Source organism: Aidingimonas lacisalsi, from assembly GCF_008079445.1.
Lineage (GTDB): Bacteria > Pseudomonadota > Gammaproteobacteria > Pseudomonadales > Halomonadaceae > Aidingimonas > Aidingimonas lacisalsi.
The window spans coordinates 137,204-154,975 of sequence record NZ_VRYH01000003.1; the positions used below are offsets into that span (position 1 = coordinate 137,204).

General features: G+C 58.1%; 11 protein-coding genes. 9 read left to right on the forward strand and 2 right to left on the reverse strand.

The genetic code is table 11. The features are described from left to right. Window positions 1-23 precede the first annotated feature (23 nt). The 8 genes from FVV99_RS06850 to eno all read left to right on the forward strand — a co-directional run bounded on the left by FVV99_RS06850 (window position 24) and on the right by eno (window position 13,375). Window positions 24-1,460: a type IV pilus secretin PilQ gene (locus FVV99_RS06850; RefSeq protein WP_148253324.1), complete on the forward strand. Its 1,437-nt coding sequence runs from the start codon at window positions 24-26 to the stop codon at window positions 1,458-1,460. Further along, a complete protein-coding gene (gene aroK / locus FVV99_RS06855; protein ID WP_148253325.1) occupies window positions 1,460-2,002 on the forward strand; it encodes a shikimate kinase AroK in 543 nt (180 codons plus the stop codon). Before FVV99_RS06850 ends, aroK begins: the two co-directional genes overlap by 1 nt. Next, window positions 2,002-3,141, forward strand: a complete 1,140-nt coding sequence (gene aroB, locus FVV99_RS06860; RefSeq protein WP_236645330.1) for a 3-dehydroquinate synthase — start codon at window positions 2,002-2,004, stop codon at window positions 3,139-3,141. Before aroK ends, aroB begins: the two co-directional genes overlap by 1 nt. 359 nt (window positions 3,142-3,500) lie before the next feature. Further along, the gene (gltB, locus tag FVV99_RS06865; RefSeq protein WP_148253327.1) at window positions 3,501-7,952 is read left to right on the forward strand and encodes a glutamate synthase large subunit; all 4,452 of its coding nucleotides are present in this window, start codon (window positions 3,501-3,503) and stop codon (window positions 7,950-7,952) included. Between the two features lie 15 nt (window positions 7,953-7,967). Next, on the forward strand, window positions 7,968-9,386 hold the full coding sequence (locus FVV99_RS06870) for an FAD-dependent oxidoreductase (RefSeq protein ID WP_148253328.1): 1,419 nt from the start codon (window positions 7,968-7,970) through the stop codon (window positions 9,384-9,386). Window positions 9,387-9,484: 98 nt separating this feature from the next. Next, the gene (locus FVV99_RS06875) at window positions 9,485-11,140 is read left to right on the forward strand and encodes a CTP synthase (RefSeq protein WP_148253329.1); all 1,656 of its coding nucleotides are present in this window, start codon (window positions 9,485-9,487) and stop codon (window positions 11,138-11,140) included. Between the two features lie 31 nt (window positions 11,141-11,171). Next, the gene (gene kdsA / locus FVV99_RS06880) at window positions 11,172-12,020 is read left to right on the forward strand and encodes a 3-deoxy-8-phosphooctulonate synthase (RefSeq protein WP_148253330.1); all 849 of its coding nucleotides are present in this window, start codon (window positions 11,172-11,174) and stop codon (window positions 12,018-12,020) included. A gap of 62 nt (window positions 12,021-12,082) precedes the next feature. Next, window positions 12,083-13,375, forward strand: a complete 1,293-nt coding sequence (gene eno, locus FVV99_RS06885; protein ID WP_148253331.1) for a phosphopyruvate hydratase — start codon at window positions 12,083-12,085, stop codon at window positions 13,373-13,375. Window positions 13,376-13,842: 467 nt separating this feature from the next. On the opposite strand, the gene fdxA is transcribed toward eno, so the two are convergent. Both fdxA and mutS read right to left on the reverse strand, forming a co-directional pair. Continuing rightward, window positions 13,843-14,169 (reverse strand): ferredoxin FdxA, encoded by a 327-nt coding sequence (fdxA, locus tag FVV99_RS06890; protein ID WP_148253332.1) that lies wholly within the window; start codon window positions 14,167-14,169, stop codon window positions 13,843-13,845. Window positions 14,170-14,441: 272 nt separating this feature from the next. Further along, window positions 14,442-17,039 (reverse strand): DNA mismatch repair protein MutS, encoded by a 2,598-nt coding sequence (gene mutS / locus FVV99_RS06895; protein WP_148253333.1) that lies wholly within the window; start codon window positions 17,037-17,039, stop codon window positions 14,442-14,444. Between the two features lie 136 nt (window positions 17,040-17,175). Here mutS and FVV99_RS06900 point away from each other — a divergent pair, with 136 nt between their 5' ends. Continuing rightward, complete coding sequence (locus FVV99_RS06900) at window positions 17,176-17,685, forward strand: CinA family protein (protein WP_236645352.1); 510 nt, start codon at window positions 17,176-17,178, stop codon at window positions 17,683-17,685. The last annotated feature ends 87 nt before the right edge of the window (window positions 17,686-17,772 follow it).

Here is a 17,772-nt window from a genome sequence, read left to right on the forward strand (position 1 = left end):
ACGTGGCGTGAGGAGGGAGCGCAATGACAGGGCGGATTGGCGAGGCTGGCCTGCTGGCTGCGGGGTTGCTGTCAGTGAGTATGTCCGTTTGGGCAATAACTCCCACGCAGCCGCCAGAGTCGCGGCCGGAGGTGACTGGCGATGGAACCACCTCGTCGGGGACATGGGAAAACGAGCCCATGGACGAGGGGCGCGCGCCGGATCCAATGTATTCCGGCCGCCGGCTTTCCTTGGACTTTCGCGGAATCGATGTGCGCGAAGTACTGGCGGTCATTGCTGAGTTCACTGACATCAATGTGGTGGTCAGCGATAGTGTCGTGGGCGAGGTGACTCTCAGGCTCCAGGACGTGCCCTGGGACCAGGCATTGGACCTGATTCTCCAGAGCCAGGGCTTGGCTAGCCACCGCGAAGGTAACGTGATCCTCGTGGCGCCGGCCGAGGAACTGGCTGCACGTGAGCGGGAAACAGTCGATAACCTGGGTAGCAGGGAAGCATTGCTGCCATTGGAAACAGAATACCTGCCCGTGCGTTACGCCAAGGCCGAGGCATTGGCGGCATTGCTGCGAGGCAATGATGGTCTGGGGGTGCTGTCGGCTCGTGGTCGTATTGGTGCCGACGCTCGGACCAATACCTTACTGATCCAGGATGTGCGTGACCGTATCGACAGGATACTCTCGTTGGTCGAACAGCTCGATGTCGCAGTCCGGCAGGTCCAGATCGAGGCCCGTATCGTCATTGCAAGAGACAGCGTCACCAAGGAGTTGGGCGTCAACTGGTCGGCTGCAAGTACCCGCGGTTTCAGGCAAGGCGCCGGTGATGTCGGTTACAGTGCCAAGGATCTCAACCCGGACGACCTCAACCGCGCCGAGGGTGGCCTGGAGGTCGACCTGGGCGATCAGGCCGATGCCTCGACAGGCTTGAACTTCGGTTATTTGGCAGGCGACGTGCTGCTCGATCTGGAATTGCGGGCGTTGGAGAGTGAAGGCAAAAGCCAGACCCTTTCTCAGCCCAGGATCATTACAGCGAATCAGCGGGCCGCCGTGATCAAGCAGGGAACCGAAATTCCCTATCAGGAATCGACGTCCAGTGGAGCCACCAGTACGGAGTTCAAGGAAGCCGTTCTGTCGTTGGAGGTCACGCCCCAGATCACCCCGGATGACAGCATCGTCATGGACCTGGCGATCAACAACGATACGGTATCCGAGCGCAGCGTCGGTGGTGCCCTGGCCATTGATACCAGTCAGATCGAAACGCAGGTGCTGGTCGGCGACGGTGAGACCGTGGTGTTGGGGGGTATCCTGACGCGGGATCAGATGCACAGCTTGCTGAAAACTCCGCTTCTGGGAGACCTGCCGATCTTGGGTCAACTTTTTCGCTATACCCAAGACTCCAGTGAAAAGGTAGAGTTACTGGTATTCATCACTCCTCGAATCATCGATGACAACGTGGCCGTTCACTAATGCAGGATCTTCCCAATCTGTTTCTGGTAGGCCCTATGGGGGCTGGCAAAAGTACGATCGGCCGTCTGTTGGCGGCTGAAATGTCTCGTGAGTTCTATGACAGTGATCACGAGATACAGCGGCGTTGCGGGGCCGATATTCCCTGGATATTCGATGTCGAGGGCGAGTCGGGATTTCGCGAGCGCGAGCAGCAGATGCTCGATGAACTCAGTGGCCATGACAGTATTGTATTGGCGACGGGGGGCGGTGCGGTGATGCGGGAGGCCAATCGCCGAACCCTGCGTGAACGCGGTACGGTGATTTACTTGTATACCACCGTAGAGCAGCAATTGCGCCGGACGGCAAAAGATCGTAATCGTCCCTTGCTGCAGACCGGTAACCCTGAAGAAATTCTGCGCGCCATGTTCGCCAAACGGGATCCTTTGTATCGAGCGACAGCCGATCTCATCGTCCGTACGGATCGCCGAGGTCCACGCTCGGTTGCCAATGAAATCGTGCGGCGCGTCACGCGATTGATCGACCCACTGACGTGTAAAGCGTGATGAAAACTTCCTTCACTGCCATGCAAGAGACCGCCATGCCTTCCAGCCACGATACCCGTACATTGACTGTCGACCTGGGTGAGCGAAGCTACCCGATTCATATCGGTACTTCCCTGCTTGGCAAGCCGGAGTGGTTGCAGCCGTATCTGGCCGGTCAACAGGTCATGGTGGTGACTAACGAAACCGTGGCGCCGCTATATCTTGAACGTTTCAAGGCAGGCCTGCCTACGGGGTTGGACGTGCGTGAGGTGGTCTTGCCGGATGGCGAACACACTAAGTCGCTGGACTCGGTAGCACTCATCTGGGACGCCTTGTTGGCGGCGGGGTTCAACCGGCGTTGTACGCTGGTGGCGCTGGGCGGCGGCGTCGTCGGTGACATGGCCGGCTATGCCGCGGCATGTTACCAGCGCGGTGTGGCGTTCGTTCAAGTGCCGACCACTCTGCTCTCCCAGGTCGACTCCTCCGTAGGTGGCAAGACCGGCGTGAATCATCCGCGCGGTAAAAACATGATCGGTGCCTTCTGGCAACCCAAGGCCGTGCTTGTCGACACCGACACACTGACCAGCTTGCCGGCACGAGAGATGTCGGCAGGACTGGCTGAAGTGGTCAAGTATGGCCTGATTCGCGATGTAGACTTCCTGGCATGGCTGGAATCACGGATGGTTGACATGCGTTCGCTACAGGCTGACGCGATGCGTGAAGCCATACTGCGCAGTTGTGCTATCAAGGCCGCCGTGGTTGCCGAAGACGAGACCGAACAAGGAGTGCGTGCCTTGCTGAACCTTGGCCACACGTTCGGTCATGCTATCGAAGCGCACCAGGGCTATGGGGCGTGGCTGCATGGAGAAGCGGTAGGCGCCGGCATGGCCATGGCAGCAGACATGTCAGAACGCCTTGGGTGGCTTGGCGCGCACGAGGTAGCGCGTGTCGAGCGCGTCATCGAGGCGGCTGGGCTGCCATTGGCTGCGCCTGAGTCCATGTCGGCGTCCGATTTTCTGACGGCCATGCGCCTGGACAAGAAGAACGTGGATGCGCGCATCCGGTTGATCCTGTTGCGTCAGCTCGGAGAGGCCTATATCGAGGAGTCGGTTCCGCCGGCCCAATTGGATGCGTTACTGCGCGACTATCCTCGTCGTTGAGCCGAGCGAGGATCGAAGACAGCTAGAATCCGCATGTCTTATGCATAATTGGCATGGCTCGGCTGGCCAATGACCGGGAAGTGATTATACTCTTATTCCTAAACTGTCTTTTCTACATAACATTCTGATATTCGGCGTTTTTTGTTGTTGATATAATGCCGAACAGGCAGTTTTGTGCCGTTTTTGTGGCATTGCATGGGGGCAGGAATTGCGTGAAGGGGCGGGCATCGCTATGCTGTACGGCCTTTTTCCGCGTCAGAAATACGCCATTTTGGCCAACAAAAATACAAAATAACCTTATAATATAGCACTGAATATTTCTGGACACAAGAGACCTGATCCCTGGTTGAGGCACGCCCATGAAACGAGGTTTACACCAGCCTGGCGAATACCGTGACAACTGTGGCTTCGGCCTGATTGCCCATATGGAGGGGCAGGCGAGCCACGAATTGCTCAAGACGGCCATCGAGTCCCTGACCTGTATGACCCATCGCGGCGGCATTGCCGCCGATGGCAAGACAGGTGATGGTTGTGGCCTGCTACTGAAAATGCCCACCGACTTCATGCGTTCCGTGGCACGTGAAAGCCTAGGCGTCGAGTTGGACGATGGGTTTGCCGTCGGCACCATCTTTCTGCCCGACGATGATGATCGTGAAGCCCGGGCGCGTGCGATCCTGGAAGGTGAACTCCAGTCCCGCGGACTGGCCGTGCGAGGCTGGCGCGATGTGCCGACGGATGCCAGTGTCTGTGGCCCCATGGCAAGAGACTGCTTGCCACGTATCAGGCAGGTATTTGTCGAGGCCAGCGACGATCGGGTCGACGCCAAGCTCAATGTCGACCTGTTCATGGCGCGACGCCGGGCCGAAGAGTCGCTGAAACACGAGGACGACTTCTATGTCTGTTCGCTGTCGACCAAGGTAGTTTCCTACAAGGGGCTCATGATGCCCGTGGATCTGCCGACGTTTTATCGTGACCTTGGTGATGAGCGTCTGGAAACGGCAATCTGTGTTTTCCATCAGCGCTTTTCCACCAACACGGCGCCGCGTTGGCCTCTGGCACAGCCCTTCCGCTTTCTGGCCCACAATGGCGAGATCAATACGATCGAGGCCAATCGTGGCTGGGCCAATTCGCGTAAGGAAAACTTCGTCAACGAACTACTGCCCGATATCGTCGAACTCGATGAGATCGTCAATACGTCGGGCTCCGATTCGTCGAGCATGGACAACATGCTCGAGGTATTGATGGCCGGCGGTATGGATATCTATAACGCCATCCGGATGATGGTTCCGCCGGCCTGGCAGAATGTCGAAACCATGGATGGCGAATTGCGCGCTTTCTATGAATACAACTCCATGCATATGGAACCCTGGGACGGGCCGGCCGGCATGGTAATGACCGATGGGCGCAATGCCGTCTGCATGCTCGATCGCAATGGGTTGCGGCCGGCACGCTGGGTGGTGACGCGTAACGGCTTCATTACCCTGGCTTCGGAGACCGGCACCTATGACTATCGTCCCGAGGATGTCGTCGCCAAAGGGCGTGTCGGTCCTGGCCAGGTACTGGGCATCGATACCGAGACCGGTGAGCTACTGCATACCGAAGATATCGATAAGCGTCTCAAGTCGGCGTATCCCTACAAGCGTTGGTTGAAGGATCAGGCCCAATACCTTGAGTCCGCCTTGACCGAACTGGCGCGTTTCCAGCCGCTCGAGTCCAACGACCTGAACAGCTACCAGAAGATGTTCCAGATCAGCTTCGAGGAGCGTGATCAGTTGCTGCGTCCACTGGCGGAGAGCGGCCAGGAGGCGGTTGGCTCGATGGGGGATGATACGCCGATGGCCGTGCTGTCGAGGCATCGGCGATTATTGACCGATTATTTCCGTCAGAAGTTTGCTCAGGTCACCAATCCGGCGATCGATCCGCTTCGCGAAGCCATCGTGATGTCGTTGGAGACATGCTGCGGTGCTGAACTCAACGTCTTCGAGGCGACGCCCGAGCATGCACATCGCTTGATCCTGACGACGCCCATCTTGTCGCCACGCAAGTTTACCGCTCTGGTAAGCCAGGACGATCCAGCGTTCGCCAGCCATCACTTGGCGCTGGCTTATGACCCGGAAGACCTGGGGCTGAAACAGGCGATCCTGAGGCTTTGCCAGCAAGCGGAAGAGGCCGCCAGGAATGGTAAGGTCATTCTGGTGCTCTCCGATGCCAAGCTGGTAAAAGGACAGTTGCCGATTCACGCCGCGCTGGCCGTGGGGGCGATTCACCACCATCTCGGCCGCAAGGCGCTCAGGCCGCGGGTCAATCTCGTGGTCGAGACAGGCTATGCCCGTGATGCTCACCAGATGGCAGTCCTGTTCGGCGTTGGAGCGACCGCCGTCTATCCCTGGTTGTCCTATCAGGTCATGGCTGACATGCATCGCACGGGAGAATTGACCGGGAGCCCTGCGGATGCCCGTGAGAATTATCGCAAAGGGCTACAGAAAGGGTTGTTCAAGATTCTTTCCAAGATGGGAATCTCGACCCTGGCTTCCTACCGTGGCTCACAATTGTTCGAGGCGGTAGGCCTCTCATCCGAGGTGATGGAGCTATGCTTCGCCGGCATGGCATCACGCATCGAGGGGGCCGGTTTCAGCGAATTGCAGATGCAGCAGGAGTGGCTTGCCCGTGACGCCTGGATTCCGCGCAAGGATATTGCCCAGGGGGGCTTGATGAAGTTCGTGCATAACCACGAATATCACGCCTATAACCCCGATGTCGTCATGTCCCTGCAAGAAGCCGTGCAGCAAGGCGATTACCAGAAGTGGAAGACGTTCGCGCAACTGGTCAACGAGCGTCCCGTCGCCACCATTCGCGACCTGCTTGCACTCAAGCCGGCACCCGAGCCGTTGCCGCTGGATGAGGTCGAGTCGGTCGAGGATTTACTACCGCGTTTCGATAGTGCCGGCATGTCGCTGGGCGCGCTGTCGCCGGAGGCTCATGAAGCGCTGGCGCAAGCCATGAATGAGACGGGTGGACGTTCCAACTCCGGTGAGGGGGGAGAAGATCCGGCGCGTTACGGCACCATTCGTTCTTCCAAGATCAAGCAGATTGCATCGGGCCGTTTCGGTGTGACCCCAGCCTACCTGGTCAATGCCGAAGTGCTGCAGATCAAGGTAGCCCAGGGCGCCAAACCCGGCGAAGGCGGTCAGTTGCCCGGCGGCAAGGTCAATGAGTTGATTGCGCGTCTACGCTACTCTGTGCCGGGGGTAACGTTGATCTCGCCGCCACCGCACCACGACATCTACTCGATCGAGGATCTGGCACAACTGATCTTCGACCTGAAGCAGGTCAATCCCCAGGCCCAGGTGTCGGTGAAGCTGGTCTCCGAACCGGGTATCGGCACCATTGCTGCCGGTGTGGCCAAGGCTTATGCGGATCTGATAACCGTTTCCGGTTACGACGGCGGGACGGCCGCCAGCCCGCTGACTTCGATCAAGCATGCCGGGAGTCCCTGGGAGCTAGGGTTGCCCGAAGTTCATCAAGCGCTGCGGATCAATAGCCTGCGTGACAAGATTCGCCTGCAGACCGATGGTGGCTTGAAGACCGGACTCGATGTAGTCAAAGCGGCCATTCTCGGCGCCGAAAGCTTCGGTTTCGGCACGGCGCCGATGGTGGCATTGGGTTGCAAGTATCTGCGGATCTGTCACTTGAACAACTGCGCCACCGGCGTGGCTACTCAACACCAGTATCTGCGAGACGAGCATTTCCGCGGCACCGTGGATATGGTCAAGCACTATTTTCGTTTCATTGCCGAAGAAGTGCGTGAGCTGATGGCCATGATGGGCGTGAGAAAGCTGACAGACCTGATTGGGCGCACGGATCTGCTCGAGATGATCGAAGGACAGACGCCATCACAGCGTAATCTCGATATGACGGCGTTGCTGGAAAATGACTTCGTGCCTGCCGATGCCCCCCAGTTCTGCCAGGTCGAGCGCAACGTTCCGCATGATCCGGGAGCCAAGAACCAGGAGGTGCTCGACGCCTTGTTACCGTCGATCGAGGCCAAGTCGGGCGGTGCTTTCGACTTCGAGATTACCAACTGCGATCGCTCGGTTGCGGCCCTGACCTCCGGTGCCATCGCCAAGCGATACGGTGAAGCTGGCCTCGAGGACGCGCCGATCACCATTCGTTTCAAGGGGGTGGCCGGCCAGAGCTTCGGGGTCTGGAATGCACGGGGTCTGAACCTTTACCTCGAAGGCGACGCCAACGATTATGTCGGCAAGGGCATGAATGGTGGGCGGATTACCATCGTACCGCCGGCCGAGAGCACCTTCGAAAGCCACAAGACGTCCATCATCGGCAATACCTGCCTCTATGGCGCGACCGGTGGCAAGCTGTTTGCCGCGGGTCAGGCAGGTGAACGTTTCGGGGTGCGCAATTCCGGCGTTCATGCCGTTATCGAGGGGGCCGGCGATCACTGTTGTGAGTACATGACAGGGGGCCTGGTCTGCGTGCTTGGCGAGACCGGAGTCAACTTCGGTGCCGGCATGACGGGTGGATTTGCCTATGTCATCGACGAGGATCGCACCTTCGTCGACAAGTACAATCATGAACTGGTGGAAATTCACCGTATCAACACCGAGACCATGGAGGCTTACCGACGCCATCTGCGGGAAGTCATTGAGGAGTATGTGGCCGAGACCGGATCCCAGCGGGGACGGGCGATTCTCGATGACTTCAGTGCCTATATTCGCCACTTCTGGCTGGTGAAGCCCAAGGCGGCAAGCCTCAACAGCTTGCTGGCCGAATCCCGTCGGCGGCCTGAGTAAGCGAGGAGAGAGACCATGGCAAATCAGTTGAACAATGACTTTCAGTTCATCGACGTGGGCCGTCAGGACCCACAGAAGAAAGCGGCGAGAACCCGGGCCAAGGAGTTCGCTGAAATCTACGAGCCCTACAAGCCCCAGGAAGCGGCAAGTCAGGCACATCGTTGCCTGCACTGTGGCAACCCCTACTGCGAATGGAAGTGCCCGGTCCACAACTATATTCCTAACTGGCTGAAACTGGTCAGTGAGGGCAACATCCTCGAAGCGGCAGAGATGTCGCATCGCACCAATTCGCTGCCCGAAGTGTGTGGCCGTGTGTGTCCTCAGGATCGACTCTGTGAGGGTGACTGTACCCTGAACGATGGCTTCGGCGCGGTCACTATCGGGTCGGTGGAAAAGTACATTACCGATACGGCATTTGCGCTGGGTTGGCGACCCGACATGTCCAGGGTGGAGTGGACCGACAAGCGGGTGGCCGTCATTGGTGCCGGACCGGCTGGATTGGGCTGTGCCGATATTCTGGTACGCAATGGCGTCAAGCCGGTGGTATTCGACCGATATCCGGAAATCGGTGGTCTGCTGACGTTCGGCATTCCCGAGTTCAAACTCGAGAAACATGTCATGGAGCGACGTCGGGCGGTGTTCGAGGAAATGGGCGTCGAATTTCGTCTCGACACCGAGATCGGCAAGGATGTCGCGATCAATGCATTGCTCGACGACTATGATGCCGTTTTCATGGGTATGGGCACCTACAAGTACATGCAGGGTGGCTTCCCGGGCGAGGACCTTCCGGGTGTCTACAAGGCGCTGGACTATTTGGTAGCCAACGTCAATCACTGCCTTGGTTTCGAAAAGAATCCTGACGATTTCGTGTCTCTGGAAGGCCAGCAAGTCGTGGTGCTGGGGGGCGGCGATACCGCCATGGATTGCAACCGGACGGCGATTCGTCAAGGAGCTGCTGACGTCACGTGTGCTTATCGCCGAGACGAAGAGAACATGCCGGGGTCCAAGAAGGAAGTGACCAATGCCCGTGAAGAGGGAGTCGAATTCCTGTTCAACCGCCAACCCGTGGCGGTGATCGGTGACGACAAGGTCGAAGGGGTGAAGCTTGTGCGCACACGTCTGGGCGACCCCGATGAAAACGGTCGCCAGCGTCCGGAAGTGGTGCCCGGCTCCGAAGAGATACTGGCTGCCGATGCCGTGATCATCGCCTTTGGCTTCCAGCCGTCCGACATCGATTGGCTCGAATCCAACAATGTGATGGTAGACGACCGTGGCCGCATCAAGGCCTCCGAACACGATGCCTATGCTTTCCAGACCAGCAACGAGAAGATCTTTGCTGGTGGTGATATGGTGCGCGGTTCCGACCTGGTGGTCACGGCAGTCTACGAGGGACGTCAAGCTGGCGAGGGTATCCTCGACTATCTGGGGGTATGAGCCCGAAATTGAGCCCTTAGGCCGAATCTGCTAATCTGTCGTCCCATCCTGGCGCGGTTTCCTGCTGCGCCTCTAGCTCACGTTTCGACAGGTTTTCCATGACGCGATATATCTTCGTGACCGGTGGCGTTGTGTCCTCTCTCGGCAAGGGCATAGCGTCAGCGTCACTGGCGGCGATCCTCGAGGCGCGCGGCCTCAAGGTCACCATGCTCAAGCTGGACCCCTATATCAACGTCGATCCCGGCACCATGAGTCCATTTCAGCATGGTGAAGTGTTCGTCACTGAAGACGGGGCCGAAACCGATCTCGACCTGGGACATTACGAACGCTTCATTCGTACCAAAATGACCCAGGGCAACAACTTCACCACCGGTCGTGTCTACGAGAATGTACTGCGCAAGGAGCGCCGGGGCGACTATCTGGGTGGCACTGTACAGGTCATTCCGCACATTACCGATGAAATCAAGCATCGCGTCTACGAGGGTGGCAAAGGGTTCGACGTCGCATTGGTCGAGATCGGTGGGACTGTCGGCGACATCGAATCACTGCCGTTTCTCGAGTCGATCCGTCAGATTCGCAGTGAAGTCGGCCCCAATCAAGCCATCTTCATGCATCTGACCCTGGTGCCCTATATCAAGACGGCTGGGGAAACCAAAACCAAGCCTACTCAGCATAGCGTCAAGGAACTCCGGTCGATCGGCATTCAGCCGGATATTCTCATCTGCCGTAGTGAAGTGGAGCTTGAAGAGAGTGAGCGTCGCAAGATTGCGCTGTTCACCAACGTCGAAGAACGGGCCGTGGTACCACTCCAGGACGCTGATAGTATCTATCGGATTCCTTTGATGCTCAGTGAGCATGGGCTGGACGAGTTCGTTTGCGACAAACTTCGGTTGGATGCTGCCGAGGCAGATCTGTCCGAGTGGATCCATGTGCTGGATGCCAAGCTCAATCCACTCAAGTCGGTCAATATCGCGATGGTCGGCAAGTACATGGAGTTGCTGGATGCTTACAAATCACTGAACGAAGCCTTGATCCATGCCGGGATTCAGGGGCGCGTCAAGGTCAACGTCGACTATATCGATTCCGAAGACATCGAGCATCATGGGGTCGAACGGTTGGCCGGCAAGGACGCGATTCTCGTGCCGGGAGGCTTCGGTGGGCGCGGTGTCGAAGGCAAGATAGCGACAGCCCAGTTTGCGCGTGAAAACCGTATTCCTTACTTGGGGATCTGCCTGGGAATGCAGGTTGCAGTGATCGAATTCGCTCGTCATGTGGCGGGATGGGACGATGCCAATTCCACGGAATTCACCCACGATACCCAGCACCCTGTGGTTGGCCTGATTACCGAGTGGATCACTCCCGAGGGAAGAATCGAACTGCGTGATGCAGCCTCCGATCTGGGAGGCACGATGCGTCTTGGCGGCCAAGTGTGTCATTTACGGCCAGGCAGCAAGGCGCATCAGGCCTATGGCACCGAGGAGATCGTCGAGCGCCATCGCCACCGCTACGAGGTCAACAATCAGTTCGTCGACGGCCTCGAGGAAGCTGGACTGGTGGTATCGGGCAAGAGTATCGATCAATCGCTGGTCGAGATGATCGAGCTCCCCGACCACCCTTGGTTCGTGGCTTGTCAGTTCCATCCAGAATTCACCTCGACACCGCGAGATGGTCATCCGCTGTTCTCGGGATTCGTGAACGCAGCCTTGGCCAAGAAGCAGGAGCGTGTGCGTCAGCAGACGCCTCAGCAGGGATAAGCGTGTTCACTATCGAGGTGAGGAGAACCGCATGACCAACCAGACAACCATCGAGTTCGCCGGCCTGAAGGCCGGTAATTCATTACCTTTCATGCTGCTTGGCGGCATGAATGTGCTGGAATCCCGGGACACGGCGATCGAGGTGGCCGAAGCCTATGTCGATGTGACTGCCAGACTGGGCATCCCTTACGTGTTCAAGGCCAGCTTCGACAAGGCCAACCGTAGCTCGGTCCACTCCTTTCGTGGGCCCGGGCTGGACGAGGGATTAGCGCTTTTGGCAGAGATCAAGGAGCGTTTCGGTGTACCTGTGATTACTGATGTCCACGAGCCCTGGCAGGCTGCACCAGCAGCGGAAGTTGCCGATATCATCCAGTTACCGGCATTCCTGGCTCGTCAAACGGATCTGGTTGTCGCAATGGCTGAGACAGGGGCCGTGATCAACATCAAAAAACCTCAGTTTTTGGCTCCGCACGAAATGCGTCATATCATCGGCAAATGTGAGGAAATCGGCAATCGGCGGCTAATTCTCTGTGAGCGCGGTACGAGTTTCGGTTACAACAACTTGATAGTGGATATGTTGGGCTTCGGTGATATGAAACAGACCGGTTATCCGCTGTTCTTCGATGTCACCCATTCATTGCAGCGCCCGGGTGGGCGTGCCGATAGTGCCGATGGTCGCCGTGCACAGGTGCTCGAACTCGCGCGTGCAGGGATAGCCGTAGGGTTGGCCGGTGTGTTTCTGGAGTCGCATCCGGACCCCGACAATGCCAAGTGCGATGGTCCCTGTGCCTTGCCACTGGATAAACTCGAGCCATTTCTGGCTCAACTCAAAGCGCTGGACGACCTGGTCAAGGGGTTTCCGGCACTTGAGATTTCCTGAGCGGAGCCGTGAACCACCGACTCAAGCTGAACAACGCTGACTGACGAAAGGACTGCATCACCATGACCAAGATTGTTGACGTTAATGCACTCGAGGTGCTCGATTCGCGTGGTAACCCGACGGTGCAAGCTGAAGTGGCGCTGGAGAATGGCGCCAAGGGTGTGGCATGTGCTCCCAGCGGTGCATCGACAGGCTCGCGTGAAGCGCTGGAACTACGAGATGGTGACAAATCGCGCTATCTCGGCAAGGGGGTTCTCAAGGCGGTTGGCGCCGTCAACGATTCGATTCGTGATTGTCTCATGGGAATGGATGCCGCCAATCAGCGCCGTATCGATGAAGCCATGCTCGAGCTCGATGGCAGCGATAACAAGGCCAACCTGGGGGCGAATGCCATCCTTGCGGTATCGCTGGCGGCTGCCAAGGCTGCGGCCAATGCCCGAGGCGTCGAGTTGTATGCTCATGTAGCCGAACTGTTTGGCCGGCAAGGGCAGTATACGATGCCGGTCCCCATGATGAATATTCTCAATGGCGGGGAGCACGCCGACAACAATGTCGATATTCAAGAGTTCATGATCCAGCCTGTCGGCGCATCGAGTTTCCGTGAAGCGTTGCGTATGGGGGCCGAGACCTTCCATGCACTCAAGAAGGTGCTCGCTGCACGTGGCTTGTCCACTGCGGTGGGGGATGAGGGGGGCTTCGCTCCTGACCTGGGCTCCAATGCAGAAGCGTTGGAGATCATCAAGCAGGCCGTAGAAAACGCGGGTTACCAACTGGGCAAGGACATCACCCTTGCGCTGGACTGCGCTTCTTCAGAGTTCTACAAGGATGGCCGCTACGACCTCTCGGGGGAAGGCAAGTCTTACGATGCGGCAGGTTTTGTCGACTATCTGGCCGAGTTGTGCGACCAGTATCCGATCGTTTCGATCGAAGATGGCATGGATGAGTCCGACTGGGATGGTTGGCAGGCACTGACCGACAAATTGGGCGATCGTATCCAACTGGTTGGTGATGATCTCTTCGTGACCAACACTCGTATCCTCAAGCGTGGCATCGATGAGCAGATCGGTAATTCCATTCTGATCAAGTTCAACCAAATCGGCTCGCTCTCGGAAACCCTCGATGCCGTCAAAATGGCGCAGGATGCCGGCTTCACTGCCGTGATCTCGCACCGTAGCGGTGAAACGGAAGACACCACCATCGCCGACCTGGCAGTGGCCACCAACGCCGGACAGATCAAGACCGGCTCGCTGTGTCGTAGCGATCGTGTCGCCAAGTACAACCGCTTGCTAGTGATTGAGCACGCACTTGGCGATCAGGCCGTTTATCCAGGTCTCAAGGCGATCAAAGGGCAGTGACTCAGGGGGATTCTGGGCAGTGTCGGGGGGTTGAGTCGTCAAGGACGTAAGCGATCGCTTAAGGTTTTGTAGGAGATCGCTTACAAAACGCTTAGGAAGTTGGCGACATTGATCAAAAAGTAACCAGTTAATTTATGTATGAAAAGATATAAATTACTGAAATTGCTAGGTTCGCTGTTTTCCTCGGCGTGATGTTACGAGTCAGGACGTCGCAAGAGACCACCTTGAGAACTCCTACCCAACTGCCAAAATGGACTCGGGATGTGGGAAAGCGAGGATTGCTTTTCCGGCAGGATGCCAACGGGATGCTAGTCGTGGTGCGCCGGGTGTGACAGGACGTCGCCTCCCGGCAAGGACGTCACCATAGGAGTCGAGCCAACGGACTGGCTCAAGGGAGTAGCTGGGAGCGGGCGACCTTCGGGTCGCCTTTTTCCTGTCTCAATACTCGCGTGTACGCCACGCGTTCTTCACTCGCGTTCCAGATACTCCAGCTTGCCCGACTTGCCATCCCATGATTCCGCGTCTTCGGGCGGATCTTTCTTTTCCGTGATATTCGGCCATGTCTCGGCCAGCTCCGCATTCAACTCCAGGAACTCTTTCTGGTTATCAGGCAATTCGTCCTCGGAGTATATGGCTTCGGCAGGACATTCCGGTTCGCACAGGGCGCAGTCGATACACTCGTCGGGATGGATGACCAGGAAGTTGGGACCCTCGTAGAAGCAGTCCACCGGGCAAACTTCGACGCAGTCGGTGTACTTGCACTTGATGCAGTTCTCGGTGACGACGAATGTCATGGAATCTCCTAGGTCGTGACTACGTGTGCGATGGTCACTGGAAGGTTCGTGTTATAAGCGACTGAGCCATTATAAGCCGCTATTCTAATGGCGCCCTATTCTAGTCGTGTGCTGCATACCCGGCAAGACGCCCCGGGATTGACAAGGAAGAACGATTGGGCATGAGCTCATGTCGCTAAGAAAGCGTTGAACGAATCACCGTGCGGTTCGGAGCGTAAGTCCGCTGTGAAGCACTCGAATCACGGCCCACCTCCTGTGCTGCAGGGTGTCGTCTACAAGTTTTCACGCCATTCATACAGCATATTCAATGCCTGGCGCGGTGTCAGTCCATCCAGGTCCAGGGAGGCTAGCTGGTCGATCAATGGGTGCGGCACCGTGGCGAACAGGTCCGCTTGCTGAGGTGTCGCGACACTGTCTTGCGGATCCGAGGCGGTTGAGGTAGCTGGTGCTTGCCAATTACCCTGATCGATTTCCTGTTGCTCCAGTGTGGCCAGTTTGTCTCGGGCACGAGCAATCACACTTTGCGGTACGCCTGCCAACTGGGCAACCTGCAGTCCATAACTCTGGTTCGCCGGCCCCTCTTCAACTCGGTGCATGAAGACGATGCCATCCCTGTGTTCGGCAGCAGTCAGGTGTACGTTGGCGACGCCATCGGCGTGTTCGGCCAATGCAGTCATTTCGAAATAATGCGTGGCGAAGAGAGTAAAGGCGCGTGTCCGGGTCAGGTGCTCGGCGCTGGCCCATGCCAGCGACAGACCGTCAAAGGTGCTGGTTCCTCGGCCAATTTCGTCCATCAGGACAAGGCTCTGCTCGGTGGCATTGTGCAAGATGCTGGCGGTCTCCGTCATTTCGACCATGAATGTCGAACGGCCACCGGCCAAGTCGTCGCTAGAGCCGATACGGGTGAATATCCGGTCCACCGGTCCGATCTCGGCACTGTCGGCCGGAACGAAACTTCCGGTATGGGCGAGCAGAGTGATCAGAGCCACCTGACGCATGTAGGTCGACTTTCCGCCCATGTTGGGGCCCGTGATCATCAACATGCGTCGCGAGTCACCCAGGCTCAGGTCGTTGGGAACGAAGGGGGTGTCGCTGACTTGCTCGACAACCGGATGGCGCCCGCCATGGATGACGATACCTGGCACCTCGGCAAGATGGGGACTGACGAAGTCCAGTGCTTGAGCGCGTTCGGCGAACGTCGTCAGGACGTCCAGTGCCGCCAGCGAACGGCCACTGGCTTGCAAGGCATCCAGATCGGTATTGAGGGTCTCTAGCAAATTGTCATAAAGATGCTTCTCGCGTGCCAGGGCACGCGACTTGGCTGAGAGCGCCTTGTCTTCGAATTCCTTGAGTTCAGGGATGATGAAGCGTTCGGCATTTTTCAGAGTTTGACGGCGAATGTAGTCGGCTGGCGCTTCGCGGGCCTGGGCGCGCGGAATCTCGATATAGTAGCCATGGACTCGATTGTAGCCGACCTTGAGACCCGTCAGCCCCGTCCGTTCACGTTCGCGAGCTTCCAGCTCGATCAGGTAGTCGCCCGCGTGTTCGGCCAGGCCCCGGTATTCATCGAGAGTGTCATCGAATCCGTCGGCGATTACGCCGCCATCGCGAATCACTACGGGGGGGTCGTCGACCAGCGCACGATTCAGTGTCTCGCTCAACTCCGGGTAGGGGCGGATATGCCGTTTTAGGTCGTCCAGTGCTGAGCCTTCGTCGAACGTCGTCAGGGCTTCCTGCAGATCGGGCAGGGCGTTCAGTGCCTCACGCAGGCGTGCCAGGTCGCGAGGACGGGCGCTACGTAGGGCGACCCGCGCCAGGATACGCTCGATATCACCGATTCGCTTGAGGTGGTCGCGCAGCGTCGTGAAACCATCGTCGTCAAGCAGACGCTGTACTGCCGACTGGCGCGCGCTGACCTGGCCATGGTCGCGTAAGGGTCGATTCAACCAGCGTTTGAGCAAGCGCGATCCCATGGCCGTAGCGGTCGTGTCGAGGACACTGGCTAGCGTGTTGTCGGTGTTGCCACCGAGGTTGGTATCGATTTCCAGGTTACGGCGGCTGGCGGCATCGATGATCACGGCATCATCGCGACTTTCGACGCCGATGGCCGTGACATGTGGCAGGCGAGAACGTTGCGTGTCCCGGGCATAGTCGATGAGCACACCCGCTGCGGTGAGTGCACACGCCAGATGGGCGCAGCCGAAACCGCGCAGATCGGCAACGCCTAGCTGGTCACATAACAGCCGTGTGGCAGATTCCTGGTCGAATAGCCAGTCGCTCTGCCGTCGTATGCCACGGCGTTCGTTGAAGGCGTCCGGCAGGCTGACGCTTTCGGCGACCAGTAATTCAGCCGGGTCGAGCCGCTGCACCTCGGCGAGCATTTCCGCCTCGCCCTCGACTTCCAATACACTGAAACGGCCGCTGGACAGTTCCAGCCAGGCCAACCCCCAGCGTTCGCCTGTTTGGTTCAGGGCCAGCAGCAGGTTGTCGCGACGTGCATCGAGCAACGCTTCGTCATGCAGCGTGCCGGGGGTGACGATGCGCACGACTTGCCGTTCGACCGGTCCCTTGGCGGTATTGGGGTCGCCCATTTGTTCGCAGATGGCGACTGATTCCCCCGATTTCACCAATCGAGCCAGGTAACTCTCGGCACTATGATAGGGAACGCCGGCCATGGGAATCGGTTTGCCGGCGGATTGGCCACGCTGGGTGAGGGTAATGTCGAGCAGGCCGGCGGCGCGCTTGGCGTCATCATAGAACAGTTCGTAGAAGTCGCCCATGCGGTAGAAGAGCAGCACATCGGGGTGCTCGCGCTTGATGTTCAGGTATTGCGTCATCATGGGCGTATGCTGAGTACTTGCCTGTGACATGGACATCCTTGAAAGTGGATCGCTATGGCGTCAGTGCCGCATGACACGGGCGCCTGCATTTCATCGACAAAGGCTTTATTCTACGCCCATGAAAGGCATCCGTCAGTGGCGTGATGTGGTCGGCCAAGGGAGTGTTATCGTGTCCGAAGTGGTTCTCGAAGCGCAAGACCTGGCGTCTCTCTCCGAACGCCTGGGCGAATTGTGCCGAGCGCGCGGTGTGATGCTGACAACGGCGGAATCCTGTACTGGTGGCGGCGTGGCTAGCGCGATCACGGATGTTGCGGGGAGCTCCGACTATTTCGAGACCGGTTATGTCACGTATGCCAATGCCGCCAAGGCCCGGCTATTGGGGGTGCCAACCGAACTCATCGACAGCCACGGCGCGGTGAGTCGTGCGGTCGTCGAAGCGATGGTTGCCGGGGCTTGCCGAGAGAGCGGGGCCTCTCTGGGGGTCGCCATCAGCGGTGTGGCTGGCCCGGGAGGTGGCAGCGATGACAAGCCTGTCGGCACCGTATGGCTAGCATGGGGTGATAGTCAGCGACAGCAGGCCGAACGGCAGCACTTTGCCGGTGATCGCCGCGCTGTACGCGAGCAGTCGGTGCGTGTCGCGCTGATTGGCCTGATCCGATGGCTGGAAGCGGCGTAAAAATTTTAGGATCAAAGCTAGGCGGCAAGGCGATTTTTCGCCATAATACTGTGTAGCCATACAGTACTTTCCCCTTTGACGATACCA